Source organism: Pseudomonas batumici (assembly GCF_000820515.1).
Lineage (GTDB): Bacteria > Pseudomonadota > Gammaproteobacteria > Pseudomonadales > Pseudomonadaceae > Aquipseudomonas > Aquipseudomonas batumici.
Genome location: NZ_JXDG01000003.1, coordinates 50,543 through 70,480, shown reverse-complemented (window position 1 = coordinate 70,480; position 19,938 = coordinate 50,543). Strand labels below are relative to the sequence as shown.

The 19,938-nt window shown below is 63.8% G+C and carries 19 protein-coding genes; 7 read left to right on the top strand and 12 right to left on the bottom strand.

Annotated features, from left to right (window positions below):
• Position 1: 1 nt before the first annotated feature.
• From UCMB321_RS00895 to gloB, 6 genes are all read right to left on the bottom strand, one after another.
• Entirely contained in the window at positions 2 to 1,021 is a 1,020-nt protein-coding gene (locus UCMB321_RS00895; protein ID WP_040063118.1) for an ABC transporter permease, read from the bottom strand.
• Position 1,022: 1 nt separating this feature from the next.
• On the bottom strand, positions 1,023 to 2,096 hold the full coding sequence (locus UCMB321_RS00890; RefSeq protein ID WP_040063117.1) for a microcin C ABC transporter permease YejB: 1,074 nt from the start codon (positions 2,094 to 2,096) through the stop codon (positions 1,023 to 1,025).
• Position 2,097: 1 nt separating this feature from the next.
• Complete coding sequence (locus UCMB321_RS00885; RefSeq protein WP_040063116.1) at positions 2,098 to 3,939, bottom strand: extracellular solute-binding protein; 1,842 nt, start codon at positions 3,937 to 3,939, stop codon at positions 2,098 to 2,100.
• Entirely contained in the window at positions 3,936 to 5,768 is a 1,833-nt protein-coding gene (locus tag UCMB321_RS00880; RefSeq protein WP_040063115.1) for an extracellular solute-binding protein, read from the bottom strand. Before UCMB321_RS00880 ends, UCMB321_RS00885 begins: the two co-directional genes overlap by 4 nt.
• A 144-nt stretch (positions 5,769 to 5,912) precedes the next feature.
• Positions 5,913 to 7,319, bottom strand: coding sequence for a transglycosylase SLT domain-containing protein (locus UCMB321_RS00875; protein ID WP_040063114.1), 1,407 nt, complete (start codon positions 7,317 to 7,319; stop codon positions 5,913 to 5,915).
• 98 nt (positions 7,320 to 7,417) lie between these two features.
• Positions 7,418 to 8,197, bottom strand: a complete 780-nt coding sequence (gene gloB, locus UCMB321_RS00870) for a hydroxyacylglutathione hydrolase (protein ID WP_040063113.1) — start codon at positions 8,195 to 8,197, stop codon at positions 7,418 to 7,420.
• A 74-nt stretch (positions 8,198 to 8,271) separates the two neighbouring features.
• On the opposite strand from gloB, the gene UCMB321_RS00865 reads away from it, so the two are divergent.
• The 4 genes from UCMB321_RS00865 to UCMB321_RS00850 all read left to right on the top strand — a co-directional run bounded on the left by UCMB321_RS00865 (position 8,272) and on the right by UCMB321_RS00850 (position 11,059).
• Entirely contained in the window at positions 8,272 to 9,030 is a 759-nt protein-coding gene (locus UCMB321_RS00865; protein WP_040063112.1) for a methyltransferase domain-containing protein, read from the top strand.
• A 98-nt stretch (positions 9,031 to 9,128) separates the two neighbouring features.
• Positions 9,129 to 9,581 (top strand): ribonuclease HI, encoded by a 453-nt coding sequence (gene rnhA / locus UCMB321_RS00860; protein ID WP_040063111.1) that lies wholly within the window; start codon positions 9,129 to 9,131, stop codon positions 9,579 to 9,581.
• Positions 9,574 to 10,329: a DNA polymerase III subunit epsilon gene (gene dnaQ / locus UCMB321_RS00855; protein WP_040063108.1), complete on the top strand. Its 756-nt coding sequence runs from the start codon at positions 9,574 to 9,576 to the stop codon at positions 10,327 to 10,329. The genes rnhA and dnaQ overlap by 8 nt, the downstream gene beginning before the upstream one ends.
• 157 nt (positions 10,330 to 10,486) lie before the next feature.
• Positions 10,487 to 11,059, top strand: coding sequence for a GNAT family N-acetyltransferase (locus UCMB321_RS00850; protein ID WP_040063106.1), 573 nt, complete (start codon positions 10,487 to 10,489; stop codon positions 11,057 to 11,059).
• 12 nt (positions 11,060 to 11,071) lie between these two features.
• On the opposite strand, the gene UCMB321_RS00845 is transcribed toward UCMB321_RS00850, so the two are convergent.
• Together UCMB321_RS00845 and UCMB321_RS00840 are read right to left on the bottom strand one after the other, a co-directional pair.
• Positions 11,072 to 11,962, bottom strand: coding sequence for a LysR family transcriptional regulator (locus UCMB321_RS00845; protein WP_040063105.1), 891 nt, complete (start codon positions 11,960 to 11,962; stop codon positions 11,072 to 11,074).
• Positions 11,963 to 12,062: 100 nt separating this feature from the next.
• A complete protein-coding gene (locus tag UCMB321_RS00840; protein WP_040063104.1) occupies positions 12,063 to 12,302 on the bottom strand; it encodes a hypothetical protein in 240 nt (79 codons plus the stop codon).
• Between the two features lie 217 nt (positions 12,303 to 12,519).
• On the opposite strand from UCMB321_RS00840, the gene UCMB321_RS00835 reads away from it, so the two are divergent.
• Positions 12,520 to 13,080, top strand: coding sequence for an NADPH-dependent FMN reductase (locus tag UCMB321_RS00835; protein ID WP_040063102.1), 561 nt, complete (start codon positions 12,520 to 12,522; stop codon positions 13,078 to 13,080).
• Positions 13,081 to 13,083: 3 nt separating this feature from the next.
• Here UCMB321_RS00835 and UCMB321_RS00830 read toward each other — a convergent pair whose 3' ends face one another.
• A complete protein-coding gene (locus UCMB321_RS00830; RefSeq protein WP_040063101.1) occupies positions 13,084 to 13,746 on the bottom strand; it encodes a TetR/AcrR family transcriptional regulator in 663 nt (220 codons plus the stop codon).
• A gap of 53 nt (positions 13,747 to 13,799) precedes the next feature.
• On the opposite strand from UCMB321_RS00830, the gene UCMB321_RS00825 reads away from it, so the two are divergent.
• On the top strand, positions 13,800 to 14,903 hold the full coding sequence (locus UCMB321_RS00825; RefSeq protein WP_040063100.1) for a DUF2855 family protein: 1,104 nt from the start codon (positions 13,800 to 13,802) through the stop codon (positions 14,901 to 14,903).
• Positions 14,904 to 14,930: 27 nt separating this feature from the next.
• On the opposite strand, the gene phnX is transcribed toward UCMB321_RS00825, so the two are convergent.
• The gene (gene phnX / locus UCMB321_RS00820) at positions 14,931 to 15,758 is read right to left on the bottom strand and encodes a phosphonoacetaldehyde hydrolase (protein ID WP_040063098.1); all 828 of its coding nucleotides are present in this window, start codon (positions 15,756 to 15,758) and stop codon (positions 14,931 to 14,933) included.
• Positions 15,759 to 15,908: 150 nt separating this feature from the next.
• Complete coding sequence (locus tag UCMB321_RS00815) at positions 15,909 to 17,018, bottom strand: 2-aminoethylphosphonate--pyruvate transaminase (protein ID WP_040063097.1); 1,110 nt, start codon at positions 17,016 to 17,018, stop codon at positions 15,909 to 15,911.
• A 113-nt stretch (positions 17,019 to 17,131) separates the two neighbouring features.
• Here UCMB321_RS00815 and UCMB321_RS00810 point away from each other — a divergent pair, with 113 nt between their 5' ends.
• Positions 17,132 to 18,016 (top strand): LysR substrate-binding domain-containing protein, encoded by an 885-nt coding sequence (locus tag UCMB321_RS00810; RefSeq protein WP_040063096.1) that lies wholly within the window; start codon positions 17,132 to 17,134, stop codon positions 18,014 to 18,016.
• Here UCMB321_RS00810 and UCMB321_RS00805 read toward each other — a convergent pair.
• Positions 17,962 to 19,791 carry a type VI secretion system Vgr family protein gene (locus tag UCMB321_RS00805; protein ID WP_052451035.1) on the bottom strand — a complete coding sequence of 610 codons (1,830 nt, stop codon included), beginning with the start codon at positions 19,789 to 19,791 and terminating at the stop codon, positions 17,962 to 17,964. The genes UCMB321_RS00810 and UCMB321_RS00805 overlap by 55 nt on opposite strands.
• Positions 19,792 to 19,938: the final 147 nt, after the last annotated feature.

Here is a 19,938-nt window from a genome sequence, read left to right as displayed (position 1 = left end):
CTTACTTCCTCGGGTCGAAGGCATCGCGAGCGGACTCGCCGATAAACACCAGCAGGCTGAGCATCAAGGCCAGCACGGCGAACGCGCTCATGCCCAGCCAGGGTGCCTGCAGATTGGATTTGCCCTGGGCCACCAGTTCGCCCAGGGACGGCGAGCCGGCCGGCAGGCCGAAGCCGAGGAAATCCAGGGCGGTCAGGGTACCGATGGCACCGGTGAGGATGAACGGCATGAAGGTCATGGTCGAGACCATGGCGTTGGGCAGGATATGGCGGAACATGATCGCGCCGTTCTGCATGCCCAGGGCCCGGGCCGCACGCACATATTCCAGGTTGCGCCCGCGCAGGAACTCGGCGCGCACCACGTCCACCAGGCTCATCCAGGAAAACAGCAGCATGATCCCCAGCAACCACCAGAAGTTCGGCTGGACGAAGCTGGCGAGGATGATCAGCAGGTAGAGCACCGGCAGCCCGGACCAGATTTCCAGGAAGCGCTGGCCGGCCAGGTCGACCCAGCCGCCGTAGAAGCCCTGCAACGCACCGGCGCTGACGCCGATGATGGAACTGAGCACGGTCAGGGTCAGGGCGAACAGCACCGAGATCCGGAAGCCGTAGATCACCCGGGCGAGCACGTCACGGCCCTGGTCGTCGGTGCCCAGCAGGTTGTCCGCCGAAGGCGGGGCGGGGGCCGGGACGCGCAGGTCGTAGTTGATGCTCTGATAGCTGAACGGAATCGGCGCCCACAGGGTCCAGGCGTCCTTGGCCTTGAGCAGTTCGCGGATATAGGGGCTCTTGTAGTTGGCTTCCAGCGGGAATTCGCCGCCGAAAGTGGTTTCCGGATAACGCTTGAGGGCCGGGAAGTACCAGCCGCCGTCGTAGTGCACCACCAACGGCTTGTCGTTGGCGATCAGTTCGGCACCCAGGCTCAGGCCGAACAGCACCAGGAACAGCCACAGCGACCACCAGCCGCGTTTGTTGGCCTTGAACCGTTCGAAACGTCGGCGATTGAGGGGGGATAACTGCATCTCAATGCTCCCGATGTTCGAAGTCGATGCGCGGATCGACCAGGGTGTAGGTGAGGTCGCCGATCAGTTTCACCACCAGCCCCAGCAGGGTGAAGATGAACAGGGTGCCGAAGACGATCGGGTAATCGCGGTTGATGGCCGCTTCGAAGCTCATCAGGCCCATGCCGTCGAGGGAGAAGATCACTTCCACCAACAGGGAACCGGTGAAGAAGATGCCGATGAAGGCCGAGGGAAAACCGGCGATGACCAGCAGCATGGCGTTGCGGAACACGTGGCCATAGAGCACGCGACGCTGGGTCAGGCCCTTGGCCTTGGCGGTGATCACGTACAGCTTGTTGATTTCATCGAGGAAGCTGTTCTTGGTCAGCAGGGTCATGGTGGCGAAGTTGCCGATGACCAGGGCGGTGACCGGCAGCGCCAGGTGCCAGAAGTAGTCGAGGACCTTGCCGCCGAGGCTCAACTGCTCGAAGTTGTTCGAGGTCAGCCCGCGCAAGGGGAACCAGTTCAGGTAGCTGCCGCCGGCGAACACCACGACCAGCAGGATGGCGAACAGGAACGCCGGAATCGCATAGCCGACGATGATCGCCGAACTGGTCCAGACATCGAAATGACTGCCGTGGCGGGTAGCCTTGGCGATGCCCAGGGGAATGGAGACCAGGTACATGATCAGGGTGCTCCAGAGCCCCAGGGAAATGGACACCGGCAGTTTTTCCTTGATCAGGTCGACGACCTTGGCATCGCGAAAGAAACTGTTGCCGAAGTCCAGGGTCGCGTAGTTCTTGATCATGATCCACAGGCGTTCCGGCGCCGACTTGTCGAAGCCGTACATGTGCTCGATTTCCTTGATCAGCGCCGGGTCCAGGCCCTGGGCGCCGCGGTAGTTGGAGCCGGCCACCGAGACTTCCGCACCGCCGCCGGCGATCCGGCTGGTGGCGCCTTCGAAGCCCTCGATCTTGGCGATCATCTGCTCCACGGGGCCGCCGGGCGCGGCCTGGATGATCACGAAATTGATCAACAGGATGCCGAACAGGGTCGGGATGATCAGTAGCAATCGGCGAAAAATATAGGCCAGCATCTTATTGCTCCGCGCTCGTGCTGTCGGTTGGCGGCGATACCGCCGGCTTGGCATCCGGCTTGATCCACCAGGTGTAGAGGCCGATATCGTAGGCCGGCGAGACTTTCGGGTGGCCGATATGGTCCCAGTAGGCCACGCGCCAGGTCTTGATGTGCCAGTTGGGGATCACGTAGTAGCCCCATTGCAGCACCCGGTCCAGGGCACGGGCATGTTCCACCAGGCTCTGCCGGGAGTCGGAATCGATCAGCGCTTCCACCAGTTCATCCACGGCCGGGTCCTTCAGGCCCATGAGGTTGCGGCTGCCGGGTTTGTCGGCGCTGGAAGACTTCCAGAATTCCCGTTGTTCGTTGCCCGGTGAGTTGGACTGCGGGAAGCTGCCGACGACCATGTCGAAGTCCCGGGAGCGCAGGCGGTTGATGTACTGGGAGACATCGACCCGACGAATCACCAGGTCGATGCCAAGGTCCGCGAGGTTACGCTTGAACGGCAGCAGCACGCGTTCGAAATCGGTCTGGGTCAGCAGGAATTCGATGCTCACCGGCTTGCCCTGGGCGTCGACCATCTTGTCGTCGACGATGCGCCAGCCGGCCTCCAGCAACAGCTGGTAGGCGCGGCGTTGTTGCGGGCGAATCATGCCGCTGGCGTCACACACCGAGGGTTCGAAGGCCTGGCTGAAGACTTGTTCGGGAATCCGCCCCCGCAGCGGCTCGAGGATGGCTAATTGTTCGGCGTCCGGCAGGCCCGTGGCGGCCATTTCGGAGTTTTCGAAATAACTGCGGGTGCGGTGGTAGGCGCCGTTGAACAGCTGCTTGTTGGTCCACTCGAAGTCGAACAGCAGGCTCAGGGCCTCGCGCACGCGGATATCCTGGAACATCGGTTTGCGCAGGTTGTAGACAAAACCCTGCATGCCCGTCGGATTGCGATTGGGGATCTGCTCCTTGATCAGCCGACCCTGTGCGACGGCGGGGGTGTTGTAGGCATTGGCCCAGTTCTTGGCGCTGTTCTCCAGCCAGTAATCGAACTGCCCGGCCTTGAGAGCTTCCAGGGCCACCGTGTTGTCACGGTAGTCATCCAGGGTCATGAAATCGAAGTTGTAGAAACCGCGGTTGACCGGCAGGTCCTTGGCCCAGTAGTCCTTGACGCGCTCATAGCGTACCGAGCGTCCGGCCTTGACCTCGGCCAGCTTGTACGGCCCGCTGCCGAGGGGCAGTTCCAGGTTGCCCTTGTTGAAGTCGCGGTTGGCCCACCAGTGCTTGGGCAGCACCGGCAGCTGGCCGAGGATCAGCGGCAGTTCGCGGTTGGTGGTGCGCTTGAACTTGAACAGCACCCGCAGCGGGTCTTCGGCGATGGCCTCGTCGACATCGGCGTAGTAGGTCCGGTACAGCGGTGCGCCATCCTTGATCAGGGTCTGGAAACTGAACACCACGTCTTCGGCGCGCATGGGGTGGCCGTCGTGGAAGCGTGCCTCGGGGCGCAGGTAAAAGCGCACCCAGCTGTTGTCCGGGGCCTTTTCGATTTTTTCCGCCACCAGGCCGTATTCGGTGAAGGGCTCGTCGAGGCCATGGCGCATCAGGGTGTCGTAGATCAGGTCGAGCCCGTCGGCCGGTACGCCCTTGGTGATGAAGGGGTTGAGGCTGTCGAAACCGCCCATGGTCGATTGGCGGAAGGTGCCGCCCTTGGGCGCGTCGGGGTTGACGAAGTCGAAATGGCGGAAATCGGCCGGGTATTTCGGCGGTTCGTTGTAGAGCGTCAGGGCATGTTGCGGGGCGGCGACGGCGGTGCCGGCCAGGGCGCTGAACAGCAGGCCGCCGGCGGACAGGAACAGGGTACGCGCAAACCTCATTGGGCTTTCTCCGAAGCTTTCATCCACCAGGCGCTCAGGCCCAGGGTGTACGGCGGTGTGGTCACGAAGGCGAACCGGTTGCGGTAGGCCAGGCGATGATAGTCAAGGTACCAGTTGGGAATCATGATGTGTTGCCAGAGCAATACCCGGTCCAGGGCGCGGCCGGCGGCCAGTTGCTCGTCCCTGGTCCTGGCCGCCAGCAGAGCGTCGAGCAGGTGGTCGACCACCGGGCTGGCGACCCCCGCATAATTCTTGCTGCCCTTGACGCCGGCCTGGCTGGAATGGAAGTACTGCCACTGCTCGAGTCCCGGGCTGAGGGTCTGGTCCAGGGTCATCAGGATCATGTCGAAATCGAACTGGTCGAGACGTTGTTTGTACTGGGCACGATCCACTGTTCGCAAGCGGGCGTCTATACCCAGGCTCGCGAGGTTTTCGACGTAGGGCTGGAGAATCCGTTCCAGGCTCGGATTGACCAGCAGTATTTCAAACCGCAAGGGCTGTCCGTTCTTGTCCAGCAGGCGCTGGCCGTCCAGTTTCCAGCCGGCTTCGCCAAGCAGGGCGAGGGCGCGGCGCAAGGTCTCGCGGGGGATGCCGCGACCGTCGGTCCGCGGCAGGCTGAAGGGTTCGCTGAACAGCCGGGCCGGCAGTTGTTCGCGGTATGGGGCGAGCAGCAACCATTCCTGGCCGGCCGGAACGCCGTTGGCGGAAAACTCGCTGTTGGGATAGAAGCTCATGGCCCGCTGGTAGGCCCCGCCGAACAGGGTGCGGTTGGTCCATTCGAAGTCGAACATCAGGCCCAGGGCTTCGCGCACCTTGTCCTGGGCGAAGCTGGCACGGCGGCAGTTCATGAACAGGCCCTGGGTCTGGGTCGGGATCCGGTGGGCGATCTGTGCCTTGATCACCTCGCCGCGCTCGACGGCCGGGAAGCGGTAGCCGTTGGCCCAGTTCTTGGCCTGGTGTTCGATATAGATATCGAACTCACCGGCCTTGAACGCCTCGAAGGCGATGTCGCTGTCGCGATAGAACTCCACTTCGACCCGGTCGAAGTTGTATTTGCCGCGATTGACCGGCAGGTTTTCGCCCCACCAGTTCCTGACCCGTTCAAAGACCAGCCGGTGGCCGGGCTGCACCTGGGTGATGCGATAGGGGCCGCTGCCCAGGGGAGGGTCGAAGGTGGTGGCGGTGAAGTCGCGACCTTGCCAATAGTGTTGCGCCAGTACCGGCAGTTCACCCAGGCGCAGGATCAGCAGAGGATTGCCCGAACGCTTGAACACGAAGCGGATCCGCTGGGGCGTGAGCACGTCGACCCTGGATACTTCCTGCAGGCTGGTACGGTATTGCGGGTGGCCTTCCTTGAGCAGCAGGCGGTAGGAAAAGGCCACGTCGTAGGCGGTAATCGGCGTGCCGTCGTGGAAGCGCGCCTCGGGACGCAGGTTGAACACCACCCAGCTGCGGTCTTCGCTGTATTCCACCGACTGGGCGATCAGGCCGTAGCTGGCGTTCGGCTCATCCCCCGAGGGGGCGTACTGGCCGGTGCCGGCCATCAGGGTCGCATTGAGTTCGTTGACGCCGTATTGCAGGAAGTTGGGCGTCGTGACCGGGCTGGTGCCCTTGATGGTGTAGGGGTTGAGGGTGTCGAAGGTGCCGAACGCCATCACCCGCAAGGTACCGCCTTTGGGGGCGTCGGGGTTGACCCAGTCGAAGTGGGTGAAGCTGGCGGGGTACTTGAGTGTGCCGAACTGCGCATAACCATGGCTTTCGCTGATCGTCGCGCTTGCGGGAGAGACCAAGGCCAGGCTGAGGAACAGCAGGAGGAGGGGACGCGTCAAGGCAGAGATCCGATCCAGGCGACTTGGGCTATAGGCCAGTACCTTAACAGCTTGTATCGGGTGGAAAAAGGCGCTGCTGAGTGGACGCGATTCCTGTGTGGAAACCAGCAAGCCGGCTCCTACAAGGGGAACGGTGTAGGGCTATCAGCGTGGCTGGGAGACCGTGAGGATCTGCCCCGGCTTGAGCGCCTGGCCGGTGCGTGGGTTGAGGCGCTTGAGGTGTTGCATCTCGACGTTGAAGCGCTTGGCGACGATATACAGCGAATCGCCTTTCTGCACCTTGTAGGTGGTGGCAGCCTTCTTGCCGGCCGCGCCCTTGATGTTGTCCTGCATGACCAGGGTCTGGCCGACCTTGAGATGGTGCCCCGACAGCTTGTTCCAGTGTTGCAGGTCCTTGGCGTCGACCCGGTTGGCCTTGGCAATCGAGGCCAGGCTGTCGCCGCGCTTCACCTTGTAGCGGCGGGTCAGGCGCGCAGGCGGATTGCCGGCGAGGGATTCGAACACCGGCTTCTTCGGCCGCAGGCTGATCAGTTCCTCGGGTTTCATCCGCGACAGGTTGGCGGTCAGCAGTTGCGCCTTGGAGCTGGGCACCAGCAGGTGTTGCGGGCCGTCCGTCGTGGCTTTCTGCTTGAAGGCCGGATTGAGCTGGATCATCTCGTCTTCGTCGATCTCGGCCAGGGCCGCGACCCGGCTCAGGTCCATCGGCTGGTTGACTTCGACGGTGGCGAAATACGGTTCGTTGGCGATCGGGTTCAGGTTCACGCCGTAGGCTTCGGGGGCCATGACCACCTGCGACAGGGCCAGCAGCTTGGGCACGTAGTCGCGGGTTTCCTGGGGCAGCGGCAGGTTCCAGTAGTCGGTGGGCAGGCCGAGCTTTTCATTGCGCTCGATGGCCCGGCTGATTGTGCCTTCGCCGGCATTGTAGGCTGCCAGGGCCAACAGCCAGTCGCCGTTGAACATGTCGTGCAGGCGGGTCAGGTAGTTCATCGCCGCGATCGTGGAGGCGGTGATGTCCTTGCGCCCGTCGTAGAAACGGTCCTGGCGCAGGTTGAAAGAACGCCCGGTGGACGGAATGAACTGCCACAGGCCTACGGCATCGGCGCGGGAATAGGCCATCGGGTTGTAGGCGCTTTCGATCACTGGCAACAGCGCCAGCTCCAGCGGCATGTTGCGTTCTTCCAGGCGCTCGACGATGTAATGAATGTAGAGGCTGCCGCGCGAGCTGGCGTTTTCCAGGAACGAGGGGTTGCTGGCGAACCACAGGCGCTGTTGCTCGATACGCGGGTTCACGCCCAGGCCGTCTTGCAACTGGAAGCCCTGGCGCATGCGCTCCCAGACATCCTGGGGCGGCGTGGGCTTGGACTTTTCGTTGAGCCAGATCGGTTTTTGCTTGACCCGGGAGCTGAGATTCTGGGTCAGTTCGGTGTTGCCGTCCGAGGGGTGATGAAGACTCGAACAGCCCGCCAGGGTGGCGGACACAGCCACGGCGATAGCTTGAGCCAATCGCGTCAATGCGTCTGAATTGATGGATTTACGGTTGGATGACGACATTGGCTGGAAGTGAGTTCCGGGCAAAAATGTCGGGCGATTCTAGAAAGCGCTCAGGGTGCGGTCAACCATTCAGATTTTTGACGTCGCCCGCACCGGTATCAGAAGCTGTCTTTCCAACGGCGCAGGGCCGCAAAAACCTCACTCGGCGAGTGGTTGTCGAGGCCGTTCCGTTCGTCTGCTTTTTCTTTAACAGATGTTTCGCCGGCACGCAGGAACGGGTTGGTCTTCAATTCCAGGGCCAGGTTCGACGGCAGGCTGATGCGTCCCTCGGCCCGCCATTGGCTGACCTGTTCCAACCGCTTGGCAATATCCGGGTTGTTCGGCTCGACCGCCTGGGCGAAGCGCAGGTTGCTCAGGGTGTACTCGTGGGTGCAGTACACGCCGGTCGTCGCCGGCAGTGCCGCCAGTCGACTCAGGGAATGGTGCATCTGCTGGGGCGTGCCCTCGAACAGGCGGCCGCAGCCGGCGGCGAACAGCGTGTCGCCGCAGAACAGCAGCGGGCGCGTGTCATCCCCGTGGTAGTAGGCGATATGCCCCAGGGTATGGCCGGGTACGGCGAACACCTGGAATTCGAGGCCGAGCACCGTGACGTGGTCGTTGTCCTTCAACGCCAGGTCGCGGGCCGGGATGTCTTCGCTCGCCGGCCCCAGCACGCGGGCACCGGTGGCCTGTTTCAGGCGTTCGACACCGCCGACATGATCGTGGTGGTGGTGGGTGACCAGGATGTCGTCGAGCAGCCAGCCCGGATGCTGTTCCAGCCAGGCCAGCACCGGCGCGGCGTCGCCCGGGTCGACCACGGCGCAGCGGTGTCGGGCGATATCCTGTAACAACCAGATGTAGTTGTCGGTGAAGGCGGGCAGCGCGTCGATCTGTATCATGGTGCAATTCCCAAGCGCAAAACTATGGCGCATCTTAGTGCTTGTGACGCCCTTGTGGCGAGTTGGAGAAGGCAATGACCGATAAAGCGTTCGCTCAGGCTGATCCTGACTGGCTGGCACTGATCAGTGCGGCCCGCGACTGGCTGTCCGGCCCCGTGGGGCAACTGCTGCTCGACGAGGAGCGGCGCATGCTCGAGGACGAGCTGGGGCGGTATTTCGGCGGCTACCTGGTGCATTACGGCCCGTCGGCCGAGCCCCCCCCGCAAGCCGGGCAGGTGCGCCGCAATGTGCGTCTCGGTGCGCCGCTGCCGGGCGTTGAAATCGTCTGCGAGGAGCAGGCCTGGCCCCTGAGCGAACATGCCGCCGATGTGGTGGTGCTGCAGCACGGCCTGGATTTCTGCCTGTCGCCCCATGGCCTGCTGCGCGAGGCCGCCGCCGCCGTGCGTCCCGGCGGGCACCTGCTGATCCTCGGCATCAACCCCTGGAGCGCCTGGGGCTTGCGTCATGTGTTTGCCCATGACGCCCTGCGCAAGGCCCGTTGCATTTCACCCTCGCGGGTCGCCGACTGGCTCAACCTGCTGGGCTTTGCGCTGGAGAAACGCCGCTTCGGGTGCTATCGTCCGCCGCTGGCATCGGCCGCCTGGAAAGCGCGGCTGGCGGGCTGGGAGCGGGTTGCCGGTGGCTGGCAGCTGTCGGGCGGCGGCTTCTATCTGTTGGTCGCGCGCAAGATCGTGGTGGGCCTGCGGCCCGTGCGCCAGGTGCGCCGCGAACCGGTCGGCAAGCTGGTACCGCTGCCGATGGCCAAGGTCAACCGGCGGCAAAGCGAACAGTAGCCAATTTCTTTCTTCCTTGGGGGTCGAGTGTGCTCGGCCCGGGATGCGTCGGTCGGTTACCGGCGCGCCACGGGGTCATTTTCGATGGAAAGGTTGTAATGAGCGATAGCGTTGAACTCTTCACCGACGGCGCCTGCAAGGGCAATCCCGGCCCGGGCGGCTGGGGGGCCTTGCTGGTCTGCAAGGGCGTCGAGAAAGAACTCTGGGGCGGCGAAGCCAACACCACCAACAACCGCATGGAGCTGATGGGGGCGATTCGTGGCCTCGAAGAGCTCAAGCGTCCCTGCGAGGTGCTGCTGGTGACCGACTCGCAGTACGTGATGAAAGGCATCACCGAGTGGATGGTCAACTGGAAGAAACGCGGTTGGAAGACCGCGGCCAAGGAACCGGTGAAAAACGCCGACCTGTGGCAACTGCTCGACGAGCAGGTCAATCGCCACACGGTGAAGTGGAAGTGGGTGCGCGGGCATATCGGTCATCACGGCAACGAGCGTGCCGACCAGTTGGCCAACCGTGGCGTGGATGAAGTGCGGGGGATCAAACATGCGTAGCGTGGTGCTCGATACCGAAACCACCGGCATGCCGGTTACCGATGGTCACCGGATCATCGAGATCGGCTGCGTCGAACTGATGGGCCGCCGCCTCACCGGCCGGCATTTCCACGTCTACCTGCAACCGGACCGGGAAAGTGACGAAGGCGCCATCGGCGTGCACGGTATCACCAACGAATTCCTGGTGGGCAAGCCGCGTTTTGCCGAGGTGGCCGACGAATTCTTCGAATTCATCCAGGGCGCCCAGCTGATCATCCACAACGCGGCGTTCGACGTGGGCTTCATCAACAACGAATTCGCCTTGCTGGGCCAGCAGGATCGGGCCGATATCACCCGGCACTGCAGCATCCTCGACACCCTGATGATGGCCCGGGAGCGTCACCCGGGACAGCGCAACAGCCTCGATGCCCTGTGCAAACGCTACGGCGTCGACAACTCCGGTCGCGAACTGCACGGCGCCTTGCTCGACTCGGAGATTCTCGCCGACGTCTACCTGACCATGACCGGTGGCCAGACCAGCCTGTCCCTGGCCGGCAACGCCAGCGATGGCAACGGTTCCGGTGAAGGCTCCGGTAGCCAGGCCAGCGAAATCCGCCGCCTGCCGGCCGATCGCCAGCCGGCCCGGATCATTCGCGCCAGCGAAAGCGATCTCGCCGAACACCTCGCACGCCTCGAGGCCATCGCCAAGTCCGCCGGTGCCCCGGCACTCTGGACCCAGCTGGCCGAAGCCGAGTCCCAACGCCACTGAGTGGCCCGCAGATGATCTTTTGTGCACCGGCGATTGACCTTCTAAGCTGAAGGGGCCGGTGCACCGAGGCTCACTGTCCGGGGACGGGATGTTCCCGACCTGACGTATCCCTGCTGATCCTGTACCGCGCTATCAAGGTCTAAGGATGGTTCGCCCAATGCATTTAGTCACGAACCTGAAGTATCCCGAAGTTTCGGTCCGTGTGGCTGACGCCGGTTTCTCCGAGTACATCTGGCGCAGTGATTTCAGCTTTGAGGTCAAGGCCCATGGCCTGGCCGAAATCGGCAAGCGGGTCGATCAGTGGCCGCTGGTCCCGGTGGCGCCCTACCGCAAGTGCTATGGCATCGACCCCGAGGAGTTCGCCAGCTATCGCGCGGCGGTGGACAGCGAGATCTTCATGGCCTATCTGGACGGTCGCGCGGTGGGTCATGTGGTGGTCAGCACCAACTGGAACGGTTTTGCCCATGTCGACGAGCTGGCGGTCGACGCCTCGGCGCGGCGGCACGGGGTGGCCCGGGCGCTGCTGGATGTGGTGCGCTTCTGGAGCCACAAGAAGAACCTGCCGGGGGTCATGCTGGAAACCCAGAACAACAACCTGGGGGCCTGTCGCCTATATGAGCGTTGTGGCTATGTGCTGGGCGGTATCGATCATCTGCGTTATCGCGGGATCGATGCGCAGACCCCGGAAGTGGCGATCTTCTGGTACCTGCTGTTCGCCGGGCAGCCCTGAGGCGCGGTCGGGTCAGAGCAGCATCGCCACGGCTTTTTCGCCGACGATTTCCAGCAGGGCCTTCAGCGCGGCGCTCGGCTCGCGATCTTTGAGCGTCAAGGCGTACAGGGTGACGCCGATGGCCGGCGACAACGGGCAGACATCCAGCCCGCCGGCCCTGGCCCCGACGGCCGTGAACGGATCGACAATCGCCAGCCCCTCGCCGGCTTCCACCATGCTGCGCATCATCTGGTAGGTCTGCACCCGGGTCTGCACCAGTGGCGCCGGCCGCAGGGCCTGCAGCTTGCCATCGAGCATCAGGCTCAGGGTGTCCTGCTCCTCCAGGCCGACCATGGATTGTCCGGCCAGCTCCTGCAGGGCGATGTATTTCTGCCGGGGTTGCAGCCAGCCGTGCGGCGCGAGTAATTGCAGCTTGCCCTCGGCCAGGGCCTGGGCGTGGATCTGCGGGTGATCGGGGTTGTGCAGGCTCAGGCCCAGCTCGACCTCCCGCAGCAACAAGCCGCGGACGATCTCGCGGGTGTGCTGGCTGGCGAGGGTGCAGGGGGTTTCGCGAAAGCGTCGGCGCAAGGCCGCCAGGCTCTGGGGCAACAGCTGTTGGGCCAGGGTCGGGGTGCAGACCACCCGCAACGCGGGATCCTGATGCTGGCGCAGGCTGCTGGCCAGTCGCCGTAGCGGTTCCATTTCCGCATACAGGCGGTGCAGCAGGGGTTGCAGTTCGCGGGTTTCACGGGTCGCCTGCATCCGGCCGCGCACGCTGGCGAACAGCAGGAACCCCAGCTGCTGCTCGGCGTCTTGCAGCGTCGCGCTGACGGTGGCCGTTGGCAGTTGCAGCAACTCGGCGGCGGCGCCGAGGTTGCCGGTCTGCAGGAGGGCCTGGATTACTTCGATATGGCGTAAACGCATGCTTGAAGTCCGTGTCCAGCCGGGAGGAGGTCAGTGGACTGATCCTAACCCAAGTCGGCGCGCATGACTTCAGGTGGCTGCCTGTGTCCGTTGTCCCGGATCAGGAAGGCGCGCTCGAGGTCGCCGGTTCACGGGTGAGGGTGACGCCGGTTTGCACCAGCAGGAATGAATTGTCGTCGAGTTTGTTGACGCGATCGCCAATGGCCAGTTTGTAGGTGGTGACGGGCTCCGTGCCGGCCAGGCCTTCGGCGCAAGGCGTGGATTCCTGGAATTCATGCACGGAATAAACGCGACCTTCCGCATCCCTTGCATGGAATTGTCCGACGAGTACTGCGGCCATCTGTTTAGAACCTCTGGAAATGAACACTTGATTGACGGTTCAGTAGACCGTGGTTTGGCGGGGGAAGTTTTGCGCCGGGGAAAAAATAGTCCCGCCACTCCGCGGATTCAGGGGGGACGAGGGGGGAAGGCGCTGTGCTGACGGGCAAAATCGCCGGGGCAGTGGCGGCCGATCATCTATAACTAGTGTTCCTTTGCCCAGAAAGTCGGGAGTTCTCATGAGCAACGTCTACACGGTCGCTGTCCTGGTCGGCAGCCTGAGAAAACAATCGATCAACCGCAAGGTGGCACTGGCCCTGACCGCGCTCGCTCCGGCGAACCTGAAGCTTACGATCGTCGAGATTGGCAATTTGCCACTTTACAGTGAGGACCTCGATGCAGGCGAGCCGCCGGTCGCCTTCACGACCTTTCGCGATCAGGTCAGGGCCACCGATGCGGTGCTGTTCGTCACCCCGGAATACAACCGCTCGGTGCCCGGGGTCCTGAAGAATGCCATCGACGTCGGTTCGCGGCCGTATGGCAAAAGTGTCTGGAGCGGCAAGCCGGGGGCAGTGATCAGTGCCTCGCCGGGCGCGGTTGGCGGGTTCGGTGCCAATCACCATCTGCGCCAGTCCCTGGTGTTCCTCGACGTGCCGTGCATGCAACAGCCGGAGGCTTACCTGGGCGGCGCGGGCAGTGCGTTCGACGAGGCGGGGCAACCGTCGGAGTCGGTCCGGCCGTTCCTGCAAAAATTTATCAATGCCTATGGGCAATGGGTCGAGCGCTACAAGAAGGCGTGAGATTTAGGGTGGGTTTTCCAGGCGCTGACGGGTCAACCCCTGGGTTTCCCGCAGCCAGGCCTCGATTTGCACCGCCGATAATTGCGCGGTGATGCAGTAACGACGGCCACCCCATACCAGCACCAGCCAGGCCTCGATCGCTTCATTCGAAGGTCGGGAGGCCAGGTCCGTGCAGGCATCGAAGGCGTCCCGCCATTTCTGCGACAACTCCTGGAATACCCGCTGGTGGTGCTTGGGTTCGGCGATCTGGTGTTCGAGCATCAGCAGCGGGTAGTCGAACAACGGCTGGTCCGGGCCTGCCGGATGACCACTGAGTTGTACCAACCGTTCGAGGCGCGCCTGCCAGGCAAGGCCCTCGGCCCGGATCACCTGTTCATCGAGCTGGTGCAGCAAGCGCTCGACGCTATGGCGCACATAACCGGACAGCAACGCGGCCTTGCTCGGGAAGTAATCGTACAGCGTGCCGATGGCCACACCGGCTTCCAGGGCCACCGCACGGGTGGTCAGTGCGGACCAGCCGCTGCGCTGCCAAATCCGAACAAAGGCTTGGTAAATGGCCTCGACGGTGAAAATCGCCCGGGCCTGGCTGGGCCGCTTGAGCGGCTTGGCGCGGGGCTTGAGGCTGTGTGCGGCCGGCTTGCCGGCGTTTCCGAACCCGTTCTTCATGGTCTGCCATTAAGCTGGTTCCACCCGCAATCGTCGCAGAGAGGAGTCTGATTATGCCAAGTGCCAGCACGGTAACACGACTGATCACCCGCAAGAACGGCCTCGACCAGAGCCGGATCGAAGTGCAGCAACGCCCACTGGTAGCGGGGCCGGGCGAGGCGATCCTCAAGGTTGAACGCTGCGCCCTGACCACCAACAACATCACCTACGCCGCCTATGGCGATTCCATGAACTACTGGGGCTTTTTTCCTACCGGGCAGACGGATTGGGGCCATATGCCAGCATGGGGTTTTGCCGATGTGCTGGTGTCGAATGTGGACGGGGTGGCCGTGGGGGAGCGTTTCTACGGTTATTTTCCGATTGCCAGCCATCTCTGGATGAAGCCTGAGCGGGTCACCGAGCGGGGCTTTTATGACGGTGTTGAGCACCGCAAGGACCTGACCTCGGCCTATAACCAGTACACCCGGTGCAGTTGGGATCCTTACTACAGCCCGGACACCGAGGATCTGCAGATCCTGCTCAAGCCCTTGTTCCTGACCTCGGCGATGCTCGCGGACTTCCTTCAGGACAACCGGTTCTTCGGGGCCACGCGCCTGGTGTTTTCCAGCGCGTCGAGCAAAACGGCCTTTGGTACGGCGGTCTGCCTGGAGGGCCGGCCCGAGCTGGCGCGAGTCGCCCTGACGTCCTCGACCAACCGGGCGTTTGTCGCCGGTCTGGGCTGTTATGAACAGACCCTGGCCTACGATGAGCTGGAGATGCTGGAAACGGATCGTCCGACGCTGTATGTGGATTTTTCCGGTGACCTGGCGCTGCGTGATCGGGTGCATCGGCGCTTGGGCGGGCAATTGGTCTACAGCTGCTTCGCCGGCTCCGCGCAAACCACGGACGAGGCGCAGCTCACGGCGATCGAAGGGCCGCAGCCGGTGTTCTTCTTCGCGCCGATCCAGATCCGCAAGCGTAACGCCGAATGGGGGCCGGAACGGGTGAGCCGCTATATCGGCGAGGGCCTGCAGCGTTTCTACCAGACGGTGAGCGAAGGGCCGACGCCATTGCTGGAAGTGGTCGTCGGCGAGGGCTTCGAGGCGGCAGAGCAGCTGATCTCACGGCTCTATCACGGGCAGGTGCCGCCGGCCCAGGGCAATATCATCAAGCTCTGACACCCCGGCTCCGGCAGGTCTCCGGTATCAGTTGCCCTGGGGCATTTCCCCCTTCGCCAGGCGCTTGTTGATATCGGCGATCACCTCCGGTAGATCGTTGAGGGTGTCGATCAGGTAGTGGGGGCGGGAGCCGGCAAACAGCTCATGGATACGCTGGCGCTCGCTGTCCAGGGTCGCCCGGTCGAGGGCGCGGTATTGCTCGTAGGTCAGCCCCAGCGCATTGCCGGAGCACACCAGGGCGACGGTCCACATGCCGGCCCGGCGGCCTTCGAGGATGCCCGGCACGGTGTCGTCGACCTTGACGCAGGCGGCGACATCGTCGATGCCCAGCGCGATCACGTTGGCCAGGGCCTGGGCCGGCCAGGGGCGACCGTTGGGCACCTCGTCGGTGGCGACCACGTGGTCGGCGACATAGCCGTTGCCGGCGGCCAGTGCCACGACCTTCTCCATGACCCGCGCCGGATAGCCCGAGCACGAACCGATCTTCAGCCCCTGCCGGCGCAGTGTGGCGATGGTGTCGAGGGCGCCGGGAATCAGGGCCGAATGTTCGGCGATCTTCTCGATCTGCAGGGGCATGAAGCGCTCGTAGATGGCCGTGACGTCGTCATCGCTCGGGGTGCGGCCGAACACCTTGCGGTAGCGCTCGCTGATCGCCGGTTGGTCGCACAGCGTGCGGATATGCTCCCACTTACCCATGCCCATGGGGCCTCGGGCTTCTTCGATGGAGACCGCCACGTCGAATTCGGCGAAGGCCTCGACGAAGATCTGGGTCGGTGCGAACGAACCGAAATCGACGACGGTGCCGGCCCAGTCGAGGATGGCGGCTTGCAGTTGAGTGGGGTTGCGGTAGTTCATGTGGGTCAGCCTTGAAGACGATAATAGAAATTGGAATGCAGACCTGTAGGAGCCAGCTTGCTGGCGATGAGGCCTTGCGTCCTGCATCGCTCTTCAGGACGCTATCGCCGGCAAGCCGGCTCCTACAGGGGCGTGTTCAGTCTTGAAAATCTAGATGTCCAGCACTTCCATTTCCCGCAGGGCCTCGGCGATCGCAGCGACTGCCGCCTGCATCGTGCTGCGCCCGACCTGGCCGATACAGCCCACGCGAAACGTCTCGACCCGGGTCAGCTTGCCCGGATAAAGAATGAAACCCTTGGCCTTGACCCGTTCGTAGAACGCCTTGAACTGGTAGTGCGGGTCTTGCGGTGCATGAAAGGTGACGATGATCGGCGCCTGGATCGCCGCCGGTAGGAAGCTGCGCAAACCCAGCCGAGCCATTTCCTCCAGCAAGACCTGGCAGTTGTCGGCATAGCGCCCGAGGCGGGCGGGCAGGCCGCCTTCCTCGTGGTACTGCAGCAGCGCTTCGTGCAGCGCCGCGACCACGTGGGTCGGCGGGGTGAAACGCCATTGGCCGGTCTTGGCCATATAGGCGTGCTGATCGTGCAGATCCATCGCCAGCGAATGCGAGTTGCCGGCAGCCGCGGCCAACGCCTCCTTGCGGGCAAACACCAAGCCCATCCCGGGCACCCCCTCCAGGCATTTGCCGGAAGCGGCGATCAGGGCGTCGAACGGCACCTGGCGGGCATCGATGGGCAGGGCGCCGAACGAGCTCATGGCGTCGATGATCAGTCGTTTGCCGTGGCGGGCGACCACCTCGGCGATCTCCGCCAGCGGATTGAGGATGCCGGTGCTGGTCTCGCAGTGGATCAGCGCCACATGGCTGACGGTCGGGTCGGCGCGCAGCAGGCGCTCGACATCGGCGGCGCTGGTGGGCTCGTCCTCGGCGGTTTCGAAGGTGCTGAACGAACGGCCCAGCACCTCGCAGATCTTCGCCAGACGCTTGCCGTAGGCGCCGTTGATCAGCACCAGCACTTTGCCGTTGCGTGGCACCAGGGTGCCGATGGCCGCTTCCACGGCGAAAGTGCCGCTGCCTTGCAGGGGTACGCAGTGATGGCTGTCGGCACCGTTGACGATTGCCAGCAGTTGCTCGCACAGGCTGGCCGTCAGTTGGTTGAAAGCCTCATCCCAGGAGCCCCAATCCAGGTTCATTGCCTGGCGAGTGCGGGCCGAGGTGGTCAGTGGGCCCGGGGTGAGCAGGACGGGAGCGGCAGTACGCATGCGGGTTTCTCGCGGCAGGGATCGTTGACGGGATACAGGGCATAAATTGCAGTTTGGCTTGTCATCAATCAAATTGTTTGTTGTTATGCGAGCTATCAGTGAGGCCGATAGCTATGAACCTGTTCCAACTGCGCGCATTCGATGCCGTGGCCCGCGAAGGCAGCTTTACCCGCGCCGCGGCCCGGCTGTTCATCAGCCAGCCGGCGGTGACCGGGCATATCAAGGCCCTGGAAGAGCATTACCAGATCACCTTGCTCAGGCGCACGGCGCGGCGCGTGGAGCTGACCGCCGAGGGCACCCGGTTGGCGGCCATTACCCGGGCGATGTTCGGCCTGGCCGAGGAGGCCCAGGCCATGCTCGAAGCCAATCGACAACTGTTGACCGGGCGCCTGGAAATCGCCGCGGACGGGCCGCATATGGTCATGCCGATGCTCGCCCGGCTCAGGGCGCGGTATCCGGGGATCACCGTCAACCTGAGGCTGGGCAATGCCCAGGAAACCCTGGCGGCGTTGTTGTCCGAGCATGCCGACGTGGCGGTGTTGACCGAGGTCGAGCCGCGCAAGGGCCTGTACCTGCAAGACCTGAGCGAGTCGCGGATCTGTGCGCTGGTGCCGCAGGGGCATCCGTGGCAGGCCGAACCGCAGGGGATTGCCCTGGAGCGACTGGACCAGGTGATCATGGTGCTGCGCGAGCCGGGTTCGATCACCCGGCGAACCTTCGACCAGGCCTGTGCCCAGGCCGCGGTGAGTCCTCGGGTATTGCTGGAGCTGGACAGCCGCGAGGCGGTGACCGAAGCGGTGGCGGCGGAGCTGGGGGTGGGGATCGTGTCATCGCTGGAAGTCAGTCATGACCCCAGGGTACGGGCACTGCCGATCCGCGGCGATGGCCTGGTCAACCGGCACCTGCTCGGCTGCCTGGAACGGCGCAAGGAACTGCGGCTGATTCAGGCCTTCCTCGGGCTGGTGCCGGAAACGCTGGCGTCACCCAGTCCGTCCTGAAGAAAGGCCTGGCGTTGACGCAGGCTCCAGTGTTGCTGGAGGTACTCGTGCAGGGCCACGCATTGCCCGGGGTAGAGCAGCCAGAGTTGTTCCGGCGTGGCGGCCAGCTCCAGGGCCAGCCGCCGTCTGCCGGCGGGGCCCAGCAGGGCCGCGCCACGGCTGTCACTCTTGCCCTCCAGGAGGATGTCATCGCGACTCAGGCGCGCCAGTTCCTTGAGCCCGGGCCGGGGCATCCGCACGATGTACCAGATGTTTTCGCACAGGCAGTGGCTGGAGGCTGACGGTGGTTCATGGGGCTGTTCATACAGGTAGAACTCCCCGGGATCGTCGTCCGGCGCGCGGAGAATATCCTGTCCCTCCCAGGGCGTGGGCGTGCCGAGCGGCACATCGACCGGGGGCCCTTCGTCAAGGGAAACGTCCCGGTCAGCGAGGAAACCGCAGATCAGCGGCTGGTCGGGCTTGCCCTCGACAAAGTCGATCAGCACCCGGCTGCCGACCCTGGGCGCCTTGCCTTGCGCGACCCCTGGCGCGACCCAGCAGCCCGGCGCGCTGTCCACGGCCTGGACGCTGTTCTGCAACTGCACCCGCAGGCGTCCCTGGGCATCGGGCCGGGCGATTCCCGCATGGCGACCCAGGACGGTGCCGATCTGATACCCCTGGGAGGGGGGGCGTTTCTGCCGCAGGGAGGGGCGAAACGGTGTTGACCAGGGGATGGCCCTGAAATGGTTGCTGTAGCCTTGTGGGTTGAAACACTCGTCGTGCAGGCCGTCGTCGTCCTCGACACTGAAGGCGTCGACGGGGCATCTGTCCAGGCACTGTTCGCCCAGATGCTGAATCTCGGTGATCAGCCATTGATCGTTGAGCGCCTGGCGCGGATGGCCGCCGATACGCCGGACGTCGCCGCTGCGCAGGCTATCCAGGTTGCTGTAGCCCTGGATCTGGCGTTGTTCGCAGCGCAACCGCTCGAGGATACGCTGGCTGCATTGCTGCTCGTGTCGCTGCCGGGGCGTGGGACTGGCGCTGTGCAGGCCGTAGGCGTTCGCCTGGTTGGCGGCCCCGTCGGCGGGTGCCTGGGGTGGCCAGATCGGGGTATGGCCGGGCAGTCGACTGTCATGGCTGGCGAGCATCTGGTGACGCTCGTAGAGCTGGCTGATAAAGGGCTGCTCCAGCGCCTGGGCACTGTCGTGGCAGGGCAGGACACCGGGCCGTTCGGGGAAGCTCTGCGGGTCTTCGGCGAACACCAGGACATGGCGTTGCGGTGCCTGTTCGAAGTGATAGTGGATGCCTTCTTCCTCGCAGAGCCGGTTCAACAACTGCAGGTCGTTTTCATCCTGCTGCAGGCACAGCGCCCGGTTCGGGTACAGGCCGCGGTCGAGTTCGAAGCGATAATCGGCGGCGTCCAGGCCGTGGGCTGCCAGCAGCCGCCGAAGAATCGCCGGCACGCTCAGGTCGCAGAACACCCGGCGCCTGGGGGCAAGCTCCAGGGCTTGCAGACGGGGCACCAACACCGCTTGGTAGTGGCATAGCCTTGGCTCCAGGTAGCGGCTGCTGATTTCGTGGATGATTCCATGCCAACCGCCTTGCCCGGGGCCGAAACCCAGGAAGGCCGGGCGATGCAGCAGTGTCTCCAGGTCCAGGGCGGTGTCGCCCAGCAGGTCCATCTCGAAGCGAAAGGGCTCGTTCAAGGCTTCGCGGCCCTTGAAGCGGATGACCGGCAAGGGGTCGGGGAGCAGGCCGATGGTCAGTGAGATCTGTCGTTCCTTGTCCTGAGGCATTTCGTCTCTTCTCCACGGATTTTGCGGCAGAGGGTACGAAAAGCCGCGGGCGCCTGGACACAGCAAAAGTGTGTTTGGGAAATTGCCTACGATCATCAGGGTAGAGTCGTAATCTTCGTCAGGTTTTGGTCGATTGGCGGGTTCTGG